At 47.2% G+C, this 15,200-nt stretch carries 14 protein-coding genes and 1 other annotated feature; of the genes, 11 read left to right on the top strand and 3 right to left on the bottom strand.

Annotated features, from left to right (window positions below):
- The 4 genes from scpA to QMA04_RS07950 all read left to right on the top strand — a co-directional run bounded on the left by scpA (position 1) and on the right by QMA04_RS07950 (position 4,778).
- The gene (gene scpA, locus QMA04_RS07965; protein ID WP_191715826.1) at positions 1–2,148 is read left to right on the top strand and encodes a methylmalonyl-CoA mutase; all 2,148 of its coding nucleotides are present in this window, start codon (positions 1–3) and stop codon (positions 2,146–2,148) included.
- Entirely contained in the window at positions 2,148–3,215 is a 1,068-nt protein-coding gene (meaB, locus tag QMA04_RS07960) for a methylmalonyl Co-A mutase-associated GTPase MeaB (RefSeq protein ID WP_290184992.1), read from the top strand. The genes scpA and meaB overlap by 1 nt, the downstream gene beginning before the upstream one ends.
- Before the next feature lie 65 nt (positions 3,216–3,280).
- Positions 3,281–3,721: a BrxA/BrxB family bacilliredoxin gene (locus QMA04_RS07955; protein ID WP_290184991.1), complete on the top strand. Its 441-nt coding sequence runs from the start codon at positions 3,281–3,283 to the stop codon at positions 3,719–3,721.
- Between the two features lie 55 nt (positions 3,722–3,776).
- Positions 3,777–4,778 (top strand): aromatic acid exporter family protein, encoded by a 1,002-nt coding sequence (locus QMA04_RS07950; RefSeq protein ID WP_191715823.1) that lies wholly within the window; start codon positions 3,777–3,779, stop codon positions 4,776–4,778.
- A gap of 384 nt (positions 4,779–5,162) precedes the next feature.
- Here QMA04_RS07950 and prli42 read toward each other — a convergent pair whose 3' ends face one another.
- On the bottom strand, positions 5,163–5,258 hold the full coding sequence (prli42, locus tag QMA04_RS07945; protein ID WP_185960040.1) for a stressosome-associated protein Prli42: 96 nt from the start codon (positions 5,256–5,258) through the stop codon (positions 5,163–5,165).
- Positions 5,259–5,426: 168 nt separating this feature from the next.
- Between prli42 and mce the strand changes: the two genes are divergently transcribed.
- The 5 genes from mce (at position 5,427) to rnz (ending at position 10,825) form a co-directional block, all read left to right on the top strand.
- On the top strand, positions 5,427–5,825 hold the full coding sequence (gene mce / locus QMA04_RS07940) for a methylmalonyl-CoA epimerase (RefSeq protein ID WP_290184990.1): 399 nt from the start codon (positions 5,427–5,429) through the stop codon (positions 5,823–5,825).
- Between the two features lie 18 nt (positions 5,826–5,843).
- Positions 5,844–7,385, top strand: coding sequence for an acyl-CoA carboxylase subunit beta (locus QMA04_RS07935; protein WP_191716059.1), 1,542 nt, complete (start codon positions 5,844–5,846; stop codon positions 7,383–7,385).
- 23 nt (positions 7,386–7,408) lie between these two features.
- The gene (locus tag QMA04_RS07930) at positions 7,409–8,530 is read left to right on the top strand and encodes a M20/M25/M40 family metallo-hydrolase (protein ID WP_290184989.1); all 1,122 of its coding nucleotides are present in this window, start codon (positions 7,409–7,411) and stop codon (positions 8,528–8,530) included.
- Positions 8,531–8,616: 86 nt separating this feature from the next.
- The gene (locus tag QMA04_RS07925) at positions 8,617–9,858 is read left to right on the top strand and encodes a DNA polymerase IV (RefSeq protein WP_290184988.1); all 1,242 of its coding nucleotides are present in this window, start codon (positions 8,617–8,619) and stop codon (positions 9,856–9,858) included.
- A gap of 7 nt (positions 9,859–9,865) precedes the next feature.
- A complete protein-coding gene (rnz, locus tag QMA04_RS07920; protein WP_290184987.1) occupies positions 9,866–10,825 on the top strand; it encodes a ribonuclease Z in 960 nt (319 codons plus the stop codon).
- A 388-nt stretch (positions 10,826–11,213) separates the two neighbouring features.
- Here the strand turns inward: rnz and namA are convergent, their stop codons facing one another.
- The gene (gene namA, locus QMA04_RS07915; RefSeq protein WP_290184986.1) at positions 11,214–12,230 is read right to left on the bottom strand and encodes an NADPH dehydrogenase NamA; all 1,017 of its coding nucleotides are present in this window, start codon (positions 12,228–12,230) and stop codon (positions 11,214–11,216) included.
- A gap of 46 nt (positions 12,231–12,276) precedes the next feature.
- Positions 12,277–13,080 carry a pyrroline-5-carboxylate reductase gene (gene proC / locus QMA04_RS07910; protein WP_290184985.1) on the bottom strand — a complete coding sequence of 268 codons (804 nt, stop codon included), beginning with the start codon at positions 13,078–13,080 and terminating at the stop codon, positions 12,277–12,279.
- A gap of 49 nt (positions 13,081–13,129) precedes the next feature.
- Positions 13,130–13,335 (bottom strand) — a binding site (T-box leader).
- Between the two features lie 118 nt (positions 13,336–13,453).
- Here proC and QMA04_RS07905 point away from each other — a divergent pair.
- Positions 13,454–14,401, top strand: a complete 948-nt coding sequence (locus QMA04_RS07905) for an MBL fold metallo-hydrolase (protein ID WP_290184984.1) — start codon at positions 13,454–13,456, stop codon at positions 14,399–14,401.
- A 157-nt stretch (positions 14,402–14,558) separates the two neighbouring features.
- A complete protein-coding gene (locus QMA04_RS07900) occupies positions 14,559–15,110 on the top strand; it encodes a DUF3221 domain-containing protein (RefSeq protein WP_290184983.1) in 552 nt (183 codons plus the stop codon).
- The last annotated feature ends 90 nt before the right edge of the window (positions 15,111–15,200 follow it).

Genomic DNA, 15,200 nt, shown 5'->3' with positions numbered 1-15,200 from the left:
ATGGCTAAACCCGATTTTTCAAAAGTCACACTCGACCAATTAGCTATTGCTTCACAGACAGTTCAGCAGCAAAGCGCCTTTACCACCAATGAAGGCATTGACATCAAACCGACATATACAAAAAAGGACATAGATTTCCTTGAAGAAAGCCTGCCTGGATTTGCACCGAATGTCCGCGGACCTTATCCGACCATGTATGTGTCGCGTCCTTGGACTGTACGCCAATATGCCGGTTTTTCAACAGCGGAAGAAAGTAATGCGTTTTACCGACGCAATTTAGCGATGGGGCAAAAAGGCTTGTCTGTTGCTTTTGACCTTGCGACTCACCGCGGCTATGATTCCGATCACAAACGAGTTGTTGGAGATGTCGGCAAGGCCGGCGTTGCAATAGACAGTGTTGAAGACATGAAAATCCTATTCGATGGCATCCCATTGGATCAAATGTCCGTATCGATGACAATGAACGGCGCCGTAGTGCCGATCATGGCATTCTTTATTGTGGCAGCAGAAGAGCAGGGTGTGTCTCCGGAACAATTGGCCGGAACCATCCAAAATGACATTCTTAAAGAATACATGGTCCGCAATACGTATATTTATCCGCCGGCCATGTCGATGCAGATCATTGCAGATATTTTCAAATATACATCCGACCATATGCCGAAGTTCAACTCCATTTCGATTTCGGGCTATCACATCCAGGAAGCTGGAGCAACCGCCGATCTTGAATTGGCCTATACACTAGCGGACGGGCTTGAATATGTCCGTACCGGGCTTGCAGCAGGCATCGACATCGATCATTTCGCGCCGCGCCTATCCTTCTTCTGGGGCATTGGCATGAACTATTTCATGGAAGTTGCGAAAATGCGTGCCGGCCGTGAGATCTGGGCGAAAATGATGAAAACCTTCGATCCGAAAAACAGCAAAGCTTTGGCATTGCGTACGCACTCCCAAACATCCGGCTGGAGTTTGACGGAACAGGATCCATTTAATAATGTCACCCGTACCTTGATTGAAGCGAATGCAGCAGCTATGGGGCATACACAATCACTGCATACCAATGCGCTCGACGAAGCAATTGCCTTGCCGACTGATTTCTCGGCACGCATCGCCCGCAATACACAATTGTTCCTTCAGGAAGAAACCATGATGACGAATGTCATCGATCCATGGGGCGGCTCTTATTATGTCGAATCGCTGACCAAGGAATTGACGGAAAAAGCTTGGGCATTGATTGAAGAAGTTGAAGAATTGGGCGGTATGGCAAAAGCCATCGAAACCGGCTTGCCGAAAATGCGCATTGAAGAAGCAGCGGCGAAAAAACAGGCACAAATCGATTCCAATGAAGAAGTGATCATCGGGGTTAACCGTTATCGCCTGGACCAGGAAGATCCGATTGATATTTTGAACATCGACAACACGATGGTCCGCAAAACACAGATTGAACGCTTGGAACGCATGAAAGCAGAGCGTGACAGCGATAAAGTGGCAGACGCGCTGGAAGCATTGACAAAAGCGGCACAAAGCGGAGAAGACAATATTTTGGCTTGCGCCGTTGAGGCAGCACGTCACCGTGCCTCATTAGGTGAAATCTCCGATGCCATCGAGAAAGCATCCGGAAGACATAAGGCGGTGATTCGTTCAGTGAGCGGAGTTTACAGTTCGAATTTCTCTAACCAGAAGGAAATGGAAATCGTCAAAGAAATGACGGAAGACTTTATTGAAAACGAAGGACGCCGCCCGCGTATCCTGATTGCCAAAATGGGGCAAGACGGACATGACCGCGGAGCGAAAGTCATAGCAACAGCGTTTGCTGATTTAGGCTTTGATGTGGATATCGGGCCATTGTTCCAAACGCCGGCTGAAACTGCACAACAGGCAGCAGAAAATGACGTCCACGTTATCGGCGTAAGTTCGCTGGCAGCTGGGCATATGACATTGGTTCCGGATCTGAAAGCGGAACTGGCGAAAATTGGCCGCGAAGACATTCTGATTGTGGTTGGTGGAGTTATACCGGCACAGGATTATGAATTCCTTCGCAATAATGGGGCCAGCGCAATTTTCGGTCCGGGGACAGTGATTCCGGTAGCGGCACAGAAAGTCATCGAAGAGATTTACGTGCGACTTGGTTACGAGGAAGTGGCAGACTGATGAGCCGCAAGAAAAATTCCAGGCATGTGATGGAGGGTGTTCAAGCTGCACATGACGGCATGAAAGCCTTGCCTCGGAAAAAGTTCAAGAAACCGGCTGATGCAACCATGGATATCCAGGCTATTGCGGATGGAGTCCGGAGTGGTTCGCGTCTGTACTTGGGCAAAGCGATCACTTTGCTGGAAAGTTCGAGTGCCGAACATAAGAAAAATGGCCAGGAACTGCTCAACCAATTGCTGCCATTCACCGGCAATAGTATCCGCATCGGCATCACCGGTGTTCCCGGTGCCGGGAAAAGCACCTTCATAGAAACGTTTGGTGAAATGCTGACTGGGCTTGGGCATCGGGTCGCCGTTTTGGCGATCGATCCGAGTTCGTCGCTTACCGGCGGCAGCATTCTTGGAGACAAGACGCGGATGGAACAACTGGCACGGAATCCAAAAGCATTCATCCGCCCTTCCCCTACAGCGGGAACGCTTGGCGGCGTCCATAAAAAGACCCGTGAAACGATGCTATTGTGCGAGGCTGCAGGATACGATGTCATCTTGGTGGAGACGGTCGGTGTTGGACAAAGCGAAACACTGGTCCGTGGAATGGTCGATATGTTCCTGTTGTTGGTGTTGACCGGTGCCGGAGACGAATTGCAGGGCATGAAAAAAGGCATCCTGGAGTTGGCCGATGCCATCATCGTCCACAAAGCGGATGGGGAAAACGCCCAGTTGGCGAAAAAGACCGTTTCAGAATACAAACAGATGATGCATTTCCTGCAACCGGCCACGGACAGTTGGAAAACGCGTTCGCTTGCGGTGTCCTCTGTGGAAGAAACGGGCATTCCCGAAGTTTGGAAAATGGTCAAAGAATTCGAAGATACAGTGAAAGTCAGCGGCTACTGGAAAAAACGCCGTCAGGAACAGACCAAGGACTGGTTCCGCTCGATGATCACGGATGAACTGCATAGCCGTTTTTTCGATCACGCAGAACGGCGCCAATTGGTCAAAACATTGGAAACGCAGGTGTTGAACGACGAATTGACCGTGGCACAGGCAATTATGCGTCTATTTGAGTAAGCTTTTTTGCAAGTGGGATAAACACCTGCTATGATAAAAGAAGCGACAATAAGGAGTGATATTTGATGAGCATGGATTTTAATTTTCTGATGAACGATATAGCTACACAAGCCCGCCAGGAATTGATTGATGGTGGATACACACAGCTTGAAACACCTGAAGCAGTGAATGAAGCATTTTCACAAAAAGGTACAAGCCTTGTCATGGTCAATTCTGTATGCGGATGTGCAGGCGGCATCGCCCGTCCAGCAGCCTTGCATTCGATTCATTACGACAAACGCCCGGATAACCTGTATACGGTTTTCGCTGGTCAAGACAAAGAAGCGACAGCTCAGGCACGTGCGATTTTCGGGGACGATCACTTGCCATCATCTCCCTCTTTCGTGTTCATGAAAGATGGAAAAATGGTTGATGAAATTGGCCGCCATGAAATTGAAGGCCATGACCCAATGTCTGTCATTACGCATATCCAAGCCATTTTCGAACAGCATTGCGAAGAAGTTTAAGAAGGAATGCCTCTTTTAGGGGCATTTTTTTCATGCCGAAATTTGGAGGGGGAAGATGAAGCTGAATTTGAGGTCTTATTCAATTGGCTACCGCACGATGAAGACTGCTTTAGGTGTGGCAATCGCTATAACCATGGCACAGTGGCTGCAACTGGATTATTATGTATCTGCCGGCATCCTGACCATCCTCTGCATACAGCCGACCAAAAAGAAATCGATACGGGCCGCTTTTTCCCGATTTATTGCGAGCATTATCGGGATTGCCTACGCTTTCATCTTTTTTGAAGGCATCGCCTATCATCCGGTCATGCTCGGCATTCTGATTGTGCTCTTTATTCCTTTATTGGTGACATTGCGGTTTCAGGACGGCTTTGTCTCGAGTTCAGTCATTTTGCTGCATTTATATGATGCAAAAAATTTGAATTTTGATTTGCTGACCAATGAGTTGATTTTAATGCTGGTTGGTTTCGGTACAGCATTGGTGGTCAATATGTACATGCCGAGCATTGAGAAGAAACTGGATAATTACCGGCACGAAATTGAAAATTTATACGCTTCCATTTTCCGTGAAATCGTCATTTATTTGCGGGAAGGTGAATCTGGTTGGAGCGGCAAAGAATTGATGGATGCCAGGAAATTGCTGGAGAAGGCGAAAGCGCTGGCTTACCAGGATGTCGAGAATCACATCACCCGACATGAAAATAAATACTATCATTATTTTGAAATGCGGGAGCAGCAGTTAGAAATCATCGAGCGCATCTTGCCGAAAATCACCGCACTGCCTGTGATTGTAGACCAAACAGACCTGGTTGCGGATTTCCTGGAAGATTTGGCGGAACACGTCCACTCCGGCAATACAGCATACCGCTATATTTCGAAGCTGGACATCGTGAAAGAAAATTTTGCCAAGCTGCCATTGCCGGACAGCCATAAGAAATTTTTGGCCATGGCCGAACTGTATCAAGTCATTCAGGAAATGGAAAAATATTTGGAAATCAAGCAGTCATATAAAGGCTTTCATACAAGAAAAGCGGAAGCAGCCGTCAGTAGAAGCTAACCTAAGAACGCGACTTCCTGTCGCAACGGTTAGCTGACCCGCATCCTGCGGGCCTCCGACAAGCGCTGGAAGCCTTACCGGTAATGGCGTTCTTTGCAATTGCCGGTAAGGCTGAAGCGACTCGAGTGGCTGGCTGCTGGAGCTGGACAATAAGAAAAGCTGAGGTGCCCGTGTAGCTCTGCAGGGCATAAGACGGACCGGCGAAGCGGCGCTTTTTGCCGCACAGCCGGGTTGGCTTATGACCCAAAGAGCTGGCTGCTGGAGCTGGACAATATGAAAAGCGGAAGCAGCCGTTTAGATCTGTTTGCTGGAGCAGGATTGATACATTTTCAACCATAAAAGACAGCTGGAGCAAAAAGCTCCAGCTGTCTTTTATCATTCCTATTAAATTACAAAGCTCAATCCCATCAATAAACTGGATAACAGCATGATGGCAATCATCGCGTAGACGATAAACTTACGGAAAGCTGCGTTTCTCATTAATAATAAACTCCTTTATCAATCAAATCTTTGAATGAATCATACCATATTTTCCAACATATTTGAAGAGAGGCAGATATAGAATTCACAATATTCGCTAAGAGCCTAGAGTTTTTGGCTCTGTATCTGTACAATAAGAGAGAAGCTAAAAAAGGAAGTGAAAAAAGGATGAAGAAAGTAGACCATATTGGAATCGCTGTACGGGATCTGAATGCTGTCCTTCCCTATTACACGGACACGCTTGGGCTTCCGCTTATGAAGATCGAAGAAGTTGAGTCGCAGAAAGTGCGGGTCGCATTCATCGATGCCGGCAATGTCAAATTGGAATTGTTGGAAGCGATGGATGATCAGAGCGCCATTTACAAATTTTTAGAAAAAAAAGGTGAAGGCATTCATCATATCGCTTTTGGTGTCGAAAACATCGAACAGCGTATGGAAGAATTGCGCGACAAGGGCATCCGCCTTTTGAGCGACAAGCCGAACCCTGGAGCTGGCGGAGCCATGGTGGCATTTTTGCATCCGAAATCATCGAATGGAGTATTATACGAACTTTGTGAAAAAGAGTGATTGGGAGTGATTGGCGAAATGGACATTTACGAAAGAATCAATGAATTGTATGACCGCAAGCGTGAAATTGAGCTTGGCGGAGGCGAAGAACGTATAGACAAACAGCATCAAAAAGGCAAATTGACAGCACGTGAACGTATTGATTTATTGCTTGATGAAGGCACATTCGTTGAATTGAGTCCTTTTGTTGAGCACCGCACAACAGATTTCGGTATGGCTAAAGGGCCTGGCGAAGGAGTTGTCACTGGTTACGGTAAAGTAAACGGCCGGCCAATCTATTTATTCTCACAGGATTTCACGGTTTTTGGTGGAGCACTTGGAGAAATGCATGCAAAGAAAATCGCCAATGTAATGGATTTGGCAGCACGCAATGGAGCACCGTTTATCGGATTGAATGATTCAGGCGGAGCACGGATTCAAGAAGGGGTCTTGTCACTTGATGGCTATGGCCAAATTTTCTACCGCAACTCGATTTATTCTGGCGTCATCCCACAAATTTCAGTCATTATGGGACCATCTGCCGGCGGTGCAGTATATTCGCCTGCAATCACTGATTTTGTTTTCATGGTTGATAAAACCAGCCAAATGTTCATCACAGGACCGAAAGTCATTGAAACGGTTACGGGTGAAAAAATCTCCTCTGAGGATCTTGGAGGATCGAGAGTACATACTGCAATTAGCGGAAACGCTCATTTCCGTGGCGATTCAGAACAGAAAGTACTGGAAATGGTACGCCAACTGATCAGCTATCTGCCACAGAACAATACGGAAATGCCGCCTCGCCTGGAAGGTGGAGAAGAAGACGATTACCGTCCCGACTTGGCTGACGTCGTTCCTTATGAAGCGATCCGTCCTTACGATGTACGGAAAGTGGTTGAGCAGGTGGTCGACAAGGACAGCTTTATGGAAGTGCAGCCTGAATTTGCGCGCAACATCGTGATCGGCTTAGCACGCATCAAAGGCGAAACGGTCGGCTTGATCTGTAACCAGCCGAAAGTGATGGCTGGCGGACTTGATATCGACTCATCTGATAAAGCAGCACGCTTTATCCGTTTCTGTGACTCGTTCAATATTCCATTGATCACTTTTGAAGATGTTACTGGATTCTTCCCAGGCATCAAACAGGAACACGGCGGCATCATTCGCCATGGAGCGAAAATTCTTTATGCTTACTCGGAAGCGACTGTGCCTAAAATGACGGTGATTTTGAGAAAAGCTTATGGAGGGGCTTATGTGGCATTGAACTCCAAATCGATCGGTGCCGACTTGGTTTACTCATGGCCGAATGCTGAAATCGCGGTTATGGGGCCGAATGGCGCAGCGAATATCATTTTTGCACGTGAAATCGCTGCAAGCGATAACCCGGAAGAAACACGTGCAGCAAAAATTGAGGAATACCGTGTGAAATTCGCCAATCCTTATGTGGCTGCAGCACGTGGAATGGTCGATGATGTCATCGATCCACGCGAAACACGCATCAAACTGATCCAGGCATTGGAAATGATGCGCAATAAAAAAGATACACGTCCAGCTAAAAAACACGGCAATATGCCGCTTTAAGAGAAATAGAAGAGGTGCTAGAAATGAACAATGAAAGACTGATGAACGAGTTTCTGGAATTGCTGCAAATCGATTCAGAAACCAAACACGAAGGCGAAATCGCTGCCATTTTGCAGACCAAACTTGAAGCGATGGGTTTCCATGTAGCAGTAGATGAATCAGCGGCAGTGACGGGGCATGGCGCAGGCAATATCATTGCAACTTTGCGCGGCACGTTAAGCCAGGTTCCTGCTATCTACTTTACGGTCCATATGGACACGGTGACTCCTGGAGTCGGCGTCAAACCTGAAATCCGTGATGGCTATGTCTATTCGGATGGAACGACCATTCTGGGGGCTGACGACAAAGCCGGAATTGCCGCTTTGTTTGAAATGATCCGCACTCTTCAAGAACAGCAAATCGACCATGGAGATATTCAATTGGTGATTACAGCTGGAGAAGAAAGCGGATTGGTCGGCGCCAAGGAATTGGATTCATCTCTATTGATCGCCAAATACGGTTATGCCGTGGACAGCGATGGCAAAGTGGGCGGTATTGTGACAGCCGCTCCAAATCAGGCGAAACTATGGACGACCATCCATGGCAAAACAGCCCATGCTGGCGTTGCTCCTGAAAAGGGCATTTCTGCCATTACAATTGCAGCCAAAGCCATTGCTAAAATGACGCTTGGGCGCATCGACGAAGAAACAACGGCCAATATCGGACGATTCGAAGGCGGACAAGCCACCAATATTGTTTGCGATGAAGTGAATATTTTATCGGAGGCACGTTCGATCAGCGAAGATAAATTGGCGGCACAGACCATCCATATGGAATCCGTTTTTGAACAGACGGCTGAACTATTGGGTGGACGTGCTGAAACGGAAGTCAAGTTGATGTATCCGGGCTTCCATTTTGATGACATGGACCCGGTCGTAGAGATTGCCCAGAAAGCGGCTGCGAAAATCGGTCGTCCTTCTCCGGTCCTAACGAGCGGAGGCGGAAGCGACGCCAATATCTTCAATGGTTTTGGCATCCCGACCGTCAACCTATGTGTCGGATACGAAGAAATCCATACGAAAAACGAACGCATGCCGATTGAAGAGCTTGAGAAATTGGCTGAACTGTTGGTTGAAATTGTCAAAGAATCAACATCAATCGAATAAAGAGCGCCTTCAAAAAAGAGAGAACAGGATGTATGTTCTCTCTTTTTTTGATACACTGAAAGAAAACGGAAAGAAGAGCGATTTTCATGGCCAGCCGAGTTATTTTTCATATCGATATGAATAGTTTTTATGCCTCTGTCGAACAATCGCATAATCCTGAACTGAAGGGAAAAGCGATTGCCATTGCCGGGAATCCGAAAGAACGGAGAGGCATTATCGTTACCTGTTCTTATGAAGCGCGCGCGCATGGGATCTACACGACCATGCAGGTACATGAAGCCAAGCGGAAATATCCGGAACTTTTGCTGCTGCCGCCGAATTTCGAGCGTTACCGGGCAGCATCCAAAGCGATGTTTGAAATTTTGCGTTCCTATACCGATTTGGTGGAACCGGTTTCGATAGATGAAGGGTATGTGGATGTGACGGAATTGACAGAGCAGCGCCATGCATTGGAAATTGCGGATGAAATCCAACGGCGTCTGCTAAGTGAATTGGATCTGCCATGTTCAATCGGCATTGCACCGAACAAATTCCTGGCCAAAACCGCATCCGATATGAAAAAACCCATGGGCATAACTGTTTTAAGGAAACGGGATATTCAGGCAATGTTGTGGCCTAAACCAGTAATTGATATGCATGGCATCGGCGAAAGTACGGCAGCCAGATTAAAGGGCTTGAAAATTGAGACCATTGGAGATCTGGCAACAGCAAATGAAGGCCTGGTCAAGGAAAAAATGGGCAAAAACGGCATCCGGCTGCAAGCTCGTGCGAACGGTTTGGACGATCGGCTGGTGGATCCGGATTCCATTTACGATACCAAAAGTGTCGGAACATCCACAACCTTGCCGATTGATGAAACGGATGAACAGAATCTAAAGGCATTGTTCCGCCAGCTCAGTGAAAAGGTGGCCAATCGTTTGGAAGCGAAAGAACTGGCGGGCCCAACTGTCAGTATTCAGACCCGCAGCTCCGATTGGAAAAACCGATCACGCAGCGTCACGCTGAACAATACCGTTTGGAAAGCAGAAGACATCCACCGGAATGCCTGGCAATTGTTCACACGGCATTGGAACGGAGAACCCCTGCGGCTAATCGGAGTTACAGTATCGAACGTTGCGGACAAAGGCGATATGACCGAACAATTATCAATCTTTAATTTTCAGGAACATGCCAAGGAAGAGCCGATTCTCGACTTGATGGCACAACTCGAAAGCCGTTTCGGCAAAAGTGTCCTCACGCGGGGGACAAAAATCAAAAAAACGAATTACGACTCCAAAACAAGCTTCAGCAAGGATTTTTTGGATGATCACGACCACGAGAGAAAGTAGGGGAAGCATGCAATTATTATTTCTGGGCACAGGTGCCGGAATGCCTTCTAAACAGCGCAATACATCTGCACTGGTTTTGAAATTACTCGAAGAGCGGGGAACTGTGTGGTTATTTGACTGCGGAGAAGCGACACAGCACCAGATTCTGCATACGACGGTGAAACCGCGTAAAATTGAAAAGATTTTCATTACACATATGCATGGCGACCATATTTTCGGTCTGCCTGGCCTTCTTGGATCACGTTCTTTCCAAGGGGGCGATGAGACACTGCATATATACGGACCTGCTGGAATCCGGGAGTTTGTTGAAATGGCTTTGACGCTCAGTCGAACCCACTTGACATACCCGATTGTTTATCATGAACTGGCAGACGGTTTACTGTTTGAAGATGAGTTGATGGTGGTGGAAACGCGCTTGTTGGACCATGTGATTCCGTCCTATGGTTTTCGGATCACGCAAAAGCCGTTACCGCCTAAATTATTGATTGCAAAAGCTTTGGCGCTGGGCGTTCCAAAAGGTCCGCTGCTGGCAAAGTTGAAAAATGGGGAAGATGTTGAAACAGCTAAGGGGCATTGGGTCAGAAGTGCGGATGTAACAGAACCGGAAGAACCCGGTTTTGTTGTCACGATTCTCGGGGATACCCGTTTTTGCGAAGCAGCAATAGAATTGGGGCGCGGTGCAGATGTACTGGTGCACGAAGCGACCTTTGACGGAACCGCTAAGAAAATGGCCGCTGAATACGGCCATTCAACCGTCCACGAAGCGGCGGAAACGGCTCGTGCAGCAGGAGTGGATACGCTAATCATGACGCATATCAGCGCACGCTTCCTTCCGGAAGACGAGCGGATGCTGTTGAAGCAGATGAAGGAAGTTCATCCGCATGGATTTATTGCACATGATTTTTCGGAATTCGAGTGGCAGCAGCAAGCTAAAAAAATAAGGAAAAAACAAGAAAGCCGTTTCTAAAAGATGGCTTTTTTTGGTTGCATTAAAATATTTAATGGAAATAATAGAACAAATGTTCCCTTTGTGCTAAAATAAAGGTACAGCTGTATGAGGGCGGTTTGGCCATTCCCCAGGAAAGGGGGTGGTAACATGACCATAGCAGAATCATTCGGTCTCGTGTTTACGAGTATCGGGATAACGATCAGCGCTCTGACACTTGTCGTTTCCATGATTTTGGTCATCAACAAAAAAAAATAACCGTCCCATGTGGCGTGGAATGACGGTTATCTTTTAAGCCTATATTCCAGCCAACCGCTCTCGTGGCGGCATACAGCTGGCCGAATGCTCACGCATTCGGTTTTTTTACGTTACCCTTAGTATACTAAATCTCAAACATTTTGCAACCGCCTTATACCCAACCGCGTTTATAAGGCACTGGAGCCTCTAAATCGGCGTCAAGTTCCTGCGCAGCTGTGTATGCCCAATAAGGATTACGAAGCAATTCACGGGCTAGGAAGACCAGATCCGCGCGTCCGTTCTGAAGGATTTCTTCTGCCTGCAGTGCACTGGTGATCAAGCCGACCGCTCCAGTAGCTATTGGAGTCTGCTTTTTGATGGTCTCTGCAAACGGCACTTGGTACCCGGGATGGACGGAAATTTGTGCGGGTACGACCGCGCCTGAACTGACATCGATCAAATCAACGCCTTGTTGTTTCATCCATTGGCACATTTCCACGTATTGTTCCGGTGTCATGCCACCATTGCTGTAGTCATGGGCGGAAATTCGGACGAATAACGGACCGTTCCATACTTCATTGACAGCATCGATAATTTGACGCAGAAAGCGATAGCGATTTTCTGCATTGCCGCCGTATTCGTCGGTGCGCTTGTTTGTTAATGGGGATAGGAACTGGTTGATCAAGTAGCCATGTGCGGCGTGGACTTCGATGACATCGAAGCCTGCAGTTTTGGCGCGGATTGCTCCTTTTTTAAACGCTTCAATGGTTTCTTCAATATCTGCTGGAGCCATTTCTGCCGGTTTTTTATAATTCTCATCAAATGCTAATGCACTCGCTGAATGGATGACGCCATCAACTCTTGCTTTTCTTCCGGCATGTGCCAATTGGATGCCGGTTTTTGCCCCGTGCTGTTTCATCAGGCGGACAATTTCTGCTTGCCCTTCTATATGGCGATCATCCCAAATGCCGAGGTCTTGTGCTGAAATGCGTCCTTGTGGCTGGACAGCCGTCGCTTCGGTGATGATGAGCCCGACGCCGCCGACTGCTCGGGTTGGGTAATGGATGCGATGCCAGTCCGTCACCATTCCATCTTCCTTATCACTTCGGTACATGCACATCGGCGCCATTACAATGCGGTTTTTAAAAACGACATCTTTAATTTCAAACGGTTCAAATAACTTAGCCATTAGACAACCTCCTCTATAGATACAACTGTAAATTATACAGAAGAGTTTACTTAAATTCTTTTCCGAGCTCTTGGGAACGCTGGGAAGCTGCTGTCACACAAGCTCCAATCGTTTCCTTGAAATGATTTTCCTCGAGTGTCTTGAGGCCGGCTGCTGTTGTACCATTCGGGCTCGTCACTTTTATCCGCAGTTCCGCGAAATCTTCCTGTTGGAGCATTTCGGCTGCACCGGAAAAAGTTTGGCGCACCAATTTTTTTGCATCGGCATGGGATAATCCATTGGCGACTGCCGCTTCTGTCATCGCTTCTGCGAAATAATAGATATAAGCAGGGCCGCTTCCGGCAACGCCTGTCACTGCATGCAATTGTTCTTCTGCTACAACGGTCACGCTGCCGATGGAAGACAGGAGCTTGCGCAATTCATGCTGTTGTTCAAGCGACACGTGTTTGCTCCAGGCAACTCCAGTAGCCGACTTGCCGATTTTAGCAGATGTATTCGGCATAGCGCGGGCAACCGGGAAATTCCCGACATGCCGTTGGATGGTGTCGATGGATACACCGGCTGCGACTGACAAGATGACGGTATTGCCAACCAGTTTATCTTTAATTCCGCTTAGCGCTGCTTCCACATCTTTCGGTTTCATCGCCAAGAGGATAAAGTGGGCATCTTTCAGTTCCGTTTTCTCCGGACAGACGATATTGACGCCGTATTCATCACTCAAAAATTCCAAACGGTCATGATCGGATCGGTTCATAACGGAAATTTCTTCCGGTTTCATGATTCGTTTATTGATCCAGCCATGGATCATCGATTCGGCCATAGAGCCGGCTCCTACACATACGATTTTCATTCGACTCACCAACTTTCTTCATAATAAAAAGCGCAATCATCCCTGTTGTTACAAGGACGAAAACGCTTTGTTTCCGCGGTACCACCTAAGTTTGCCATAAAGACACCACTCGATGTCCATAACGCGGACAAACGGCCGTGTTTTCACGGCAGCTCAAAAGCAGGTTCCACAGAGGAGAGGGGGTGCGCATTTCAGCAAAAGCTGCACTCTCTTTACTCCATCACTCCGTGTACTGATCTTTATCTTCGCTCACATATGATAGTGAATTATAGAGGATAAATCGGCTTGTTGTCAAATGCCTGAAAGAAGTGACGGCATTCCGTTTTCCATGTATGATGGATGAATAGCGATTCATTTAAAGGAGATGGCCATATTGACTTTACATAAGATTATTATTCCGACACCCTTTGCGGTAGGAGACGTCAATTCCTATCTATTAAAAGGGGATATGCTGACGTTGATTGATGCTGGTCCGAAAACACCGGAAGCCTGGATGGCCATTAAAGCAGGATTAAAAGAATTTGGTGCAGAACCAGGTGACGTAGAACAAGTTGTGTTGACGCATCACCATCCTGATCATGCCGGGTGGGTGGACGGCTTCGAAAATGCAAAATTATATGGGCATCCTTACAACGATCCTTGGTTGCGCCGTGACCAAAATTTCTTTGATTATCATGATGCCTTCTATTTGGAGCGGTTAAAAGAAGAAGGGGTTCCAGGCGATCTGGAATTTTGGGTCAAGAAGATGAAGCGCCCCTTAAATCTGATGGGGAGCCGTCCGCTTGATATGTCCATTAATGAAGGCGATACGCTGCCAGGCCACCCTGAATGGCAAGTCCTTGAAACATTGGGCCATGCACAGAGCCATTTGTCTTTTTGGAATAAAGAAACGCATGAAATGATCGGTGGTGACCACGTTATAGCCAAAGTTTCCTCAAATCCTTTGATTGAACCGCCGTTGGATCCGAAACAAGGGCGGCCGAAATCGCTGCTGCAATACAATGCATCTCTCAGCCGCTTGCTGAAAATGCCGGTGGATGTAATCTACAGCGGGCACGGTGAAGAAATCCGAAATGTTGATGAATTGATTACAGCCCGCCTCACCAAACAGCATCAGCGGGCCATGAAAGCGTTGGGGATGATCGGTGACGAAGAGCGTACTGTCTATGGGCTGACAAAAGAGTTGTTTGCCCATGCCTACGAAAAAGAACTTGGCCTGACGCTATCGGAAACCATCGGGCAAATCGATTACCTGCTGGAAGACGGTCTGATTACAGAGCGTTTGGGTGAGGATGGAATTTTCTATTATAATAAGGTATGAATTGAAAATTCGCGCGTAGCGATATGTTGGTTTTCAGGCGTAAGAAAAACGCCAATCGGCTCATTGCTGACAATTGCAACTATTCCGTACAACAGGTAAAATTAGCTGGTCGATAGGTTTTGGCATCACGAAATTACAGGAAAAGGATTGGGTCGTTTTGAAAAAATGGAGTTTATTTTTAGCAAGTGTCCTGTTATTGGCAGCATGTTCAAATGAAGAAGCTGAGCCGGCTGAAAAAGAACAAGCCGATCAAGCCGAGATGGCTGTCGAACAGAAAAGCATGACAGAAGAAGGTTTTATTACACAGATCAATGAAACCGATATTTTAATCAACAGTATTTATTTCAGCATTCCCGAAGATGTGAAAGTTCAATTTAGTGATGGCGCCGAAGCGACGGAAGCTGAAGTGCGGGATATACGAACTGGAATGAAAGTGAGCCTGGATTACCAGGGGCCTCTTGAAGAGTCCTTTCCAATGCAGGGAGAGGCGGAAACGGTGACGATTCTGACCGATGAGGATTCAGCCAAACAATCGGAAGCACTTGAAGCATTCATTACCAAGGAACAATTGCCGCGCCTGATCATGATGGGCCAGCCCATTGTCCGTGATAATGAAATCGGCTTCCTTTTCAACAATATGGAATCAGGGGAAATTTCCGAAGTGCGGATCGATCTCGAGACATATGACTATACAATTGACGGAGAATAAAGTAAATTAAGAAAAAGAAAGCAGCTGCGGCTGCTTTTTTTCATGAAAAATTATAGTTGTATCTCTTGCGCTGGGCAAAAATCCATGATA

The sequence above is a fragment of the Planococcus sp. APC 3900 genome, from assembly GCF_030407735.1.
Lineage (GTDB): Bacteria > Bacillota > Bacilli > Bacillales_A > Planococcaceae > Planococcus > Planococcus notacanthi.
The sequence above is the reverse complement of the archived record's forward strand: the minus strand, read 5'-3'. Positions and strand labels throughout refer to the sequence as shown.

Excerpts from the sequence above, each read along its gene's own strand:
- QMA04_RS07935 (WP_191716059.1), top strand. The coding sequence starts at position 5,844 with ATGGACATTTACGAAAGAATCAATGAATTGTATGACCGCAAGCGTGAA.
- namA (WP_290184986.1), bottom strand. The coding sequence starts at position 12,230 with ATGGCTAAGTTATTTGAACCGTTTGAAATTAAAGATGTCGTTTTTAAA.
- QMA04_RS07925 (WP_290184988.1), top strand. The coding sequence starts at position 8,617 with ATGGCCAGCCGAGTTATTTTTCATATCGATATGAATAGTTTTTATGCC.
- QMA04_RS07950 (WP_191715823.1), top strand. The coding sequence starts at position 3,777 with ATGAAGCTGAATTTGAGGTCTTATTCAATTGGCTACCGCACGATGAAG.
- mce (WP_290184990.1), top strand. The coding sequence starts at position 5,427 with ATGAAGAAAGTAGACCATATTGGAATCGCTGTACGGGATCTGAATGCT.
- prli42 (WP_185960040.1), bottom strand. The coding sequence starts at position 5,258 with ATGAGAAACGCAGCTTTCCGTAAGTTTATCGTCTACGCGATGATTGCC.
- proC (WP_290184985.1), bottom strand. The coding sequence starts at position 13,080 with ATGAAAATCGTATGTGTAGGAGCCGGCTCTATGGCCGAATCGATGATC.
- rnz (WP_290184987.1), top strand. The coding sequence starts at position 9,866 with ATGCAATTATTATTTCTGGGCACAGGTGCCGGAATGCCTTCTAAACAG.
- meaB (WP_290184992.1), top strand. The coding sequence starts at position 2,148 with ATGAGCCGCAAGAAAAATTCCAGGCATGTGATGGAGGGTGTTCAAGCT.
- QMA04_RS07930 (WP_290184989.1), top strand. The coding sequence starts at position 7,409 with ATGAACAATGAAAGACTGATGAACGAGTTTCTGGAATTGCTGCAAATC.
- QMA04_RS07955 (WP_290184991.1), top strand. The coding sequence starts at position 3,281 with ATGAGCATGGATTTTAATTTTCTGATGAACGATATAGCTACACAAGCC.
- scpA (WP_191715826.1), top strand. The coding sequence starts at position 1 with ATGGCTAAACCCGATTTTTCAAAAGTCACACTCGACCAATTAGCTATT.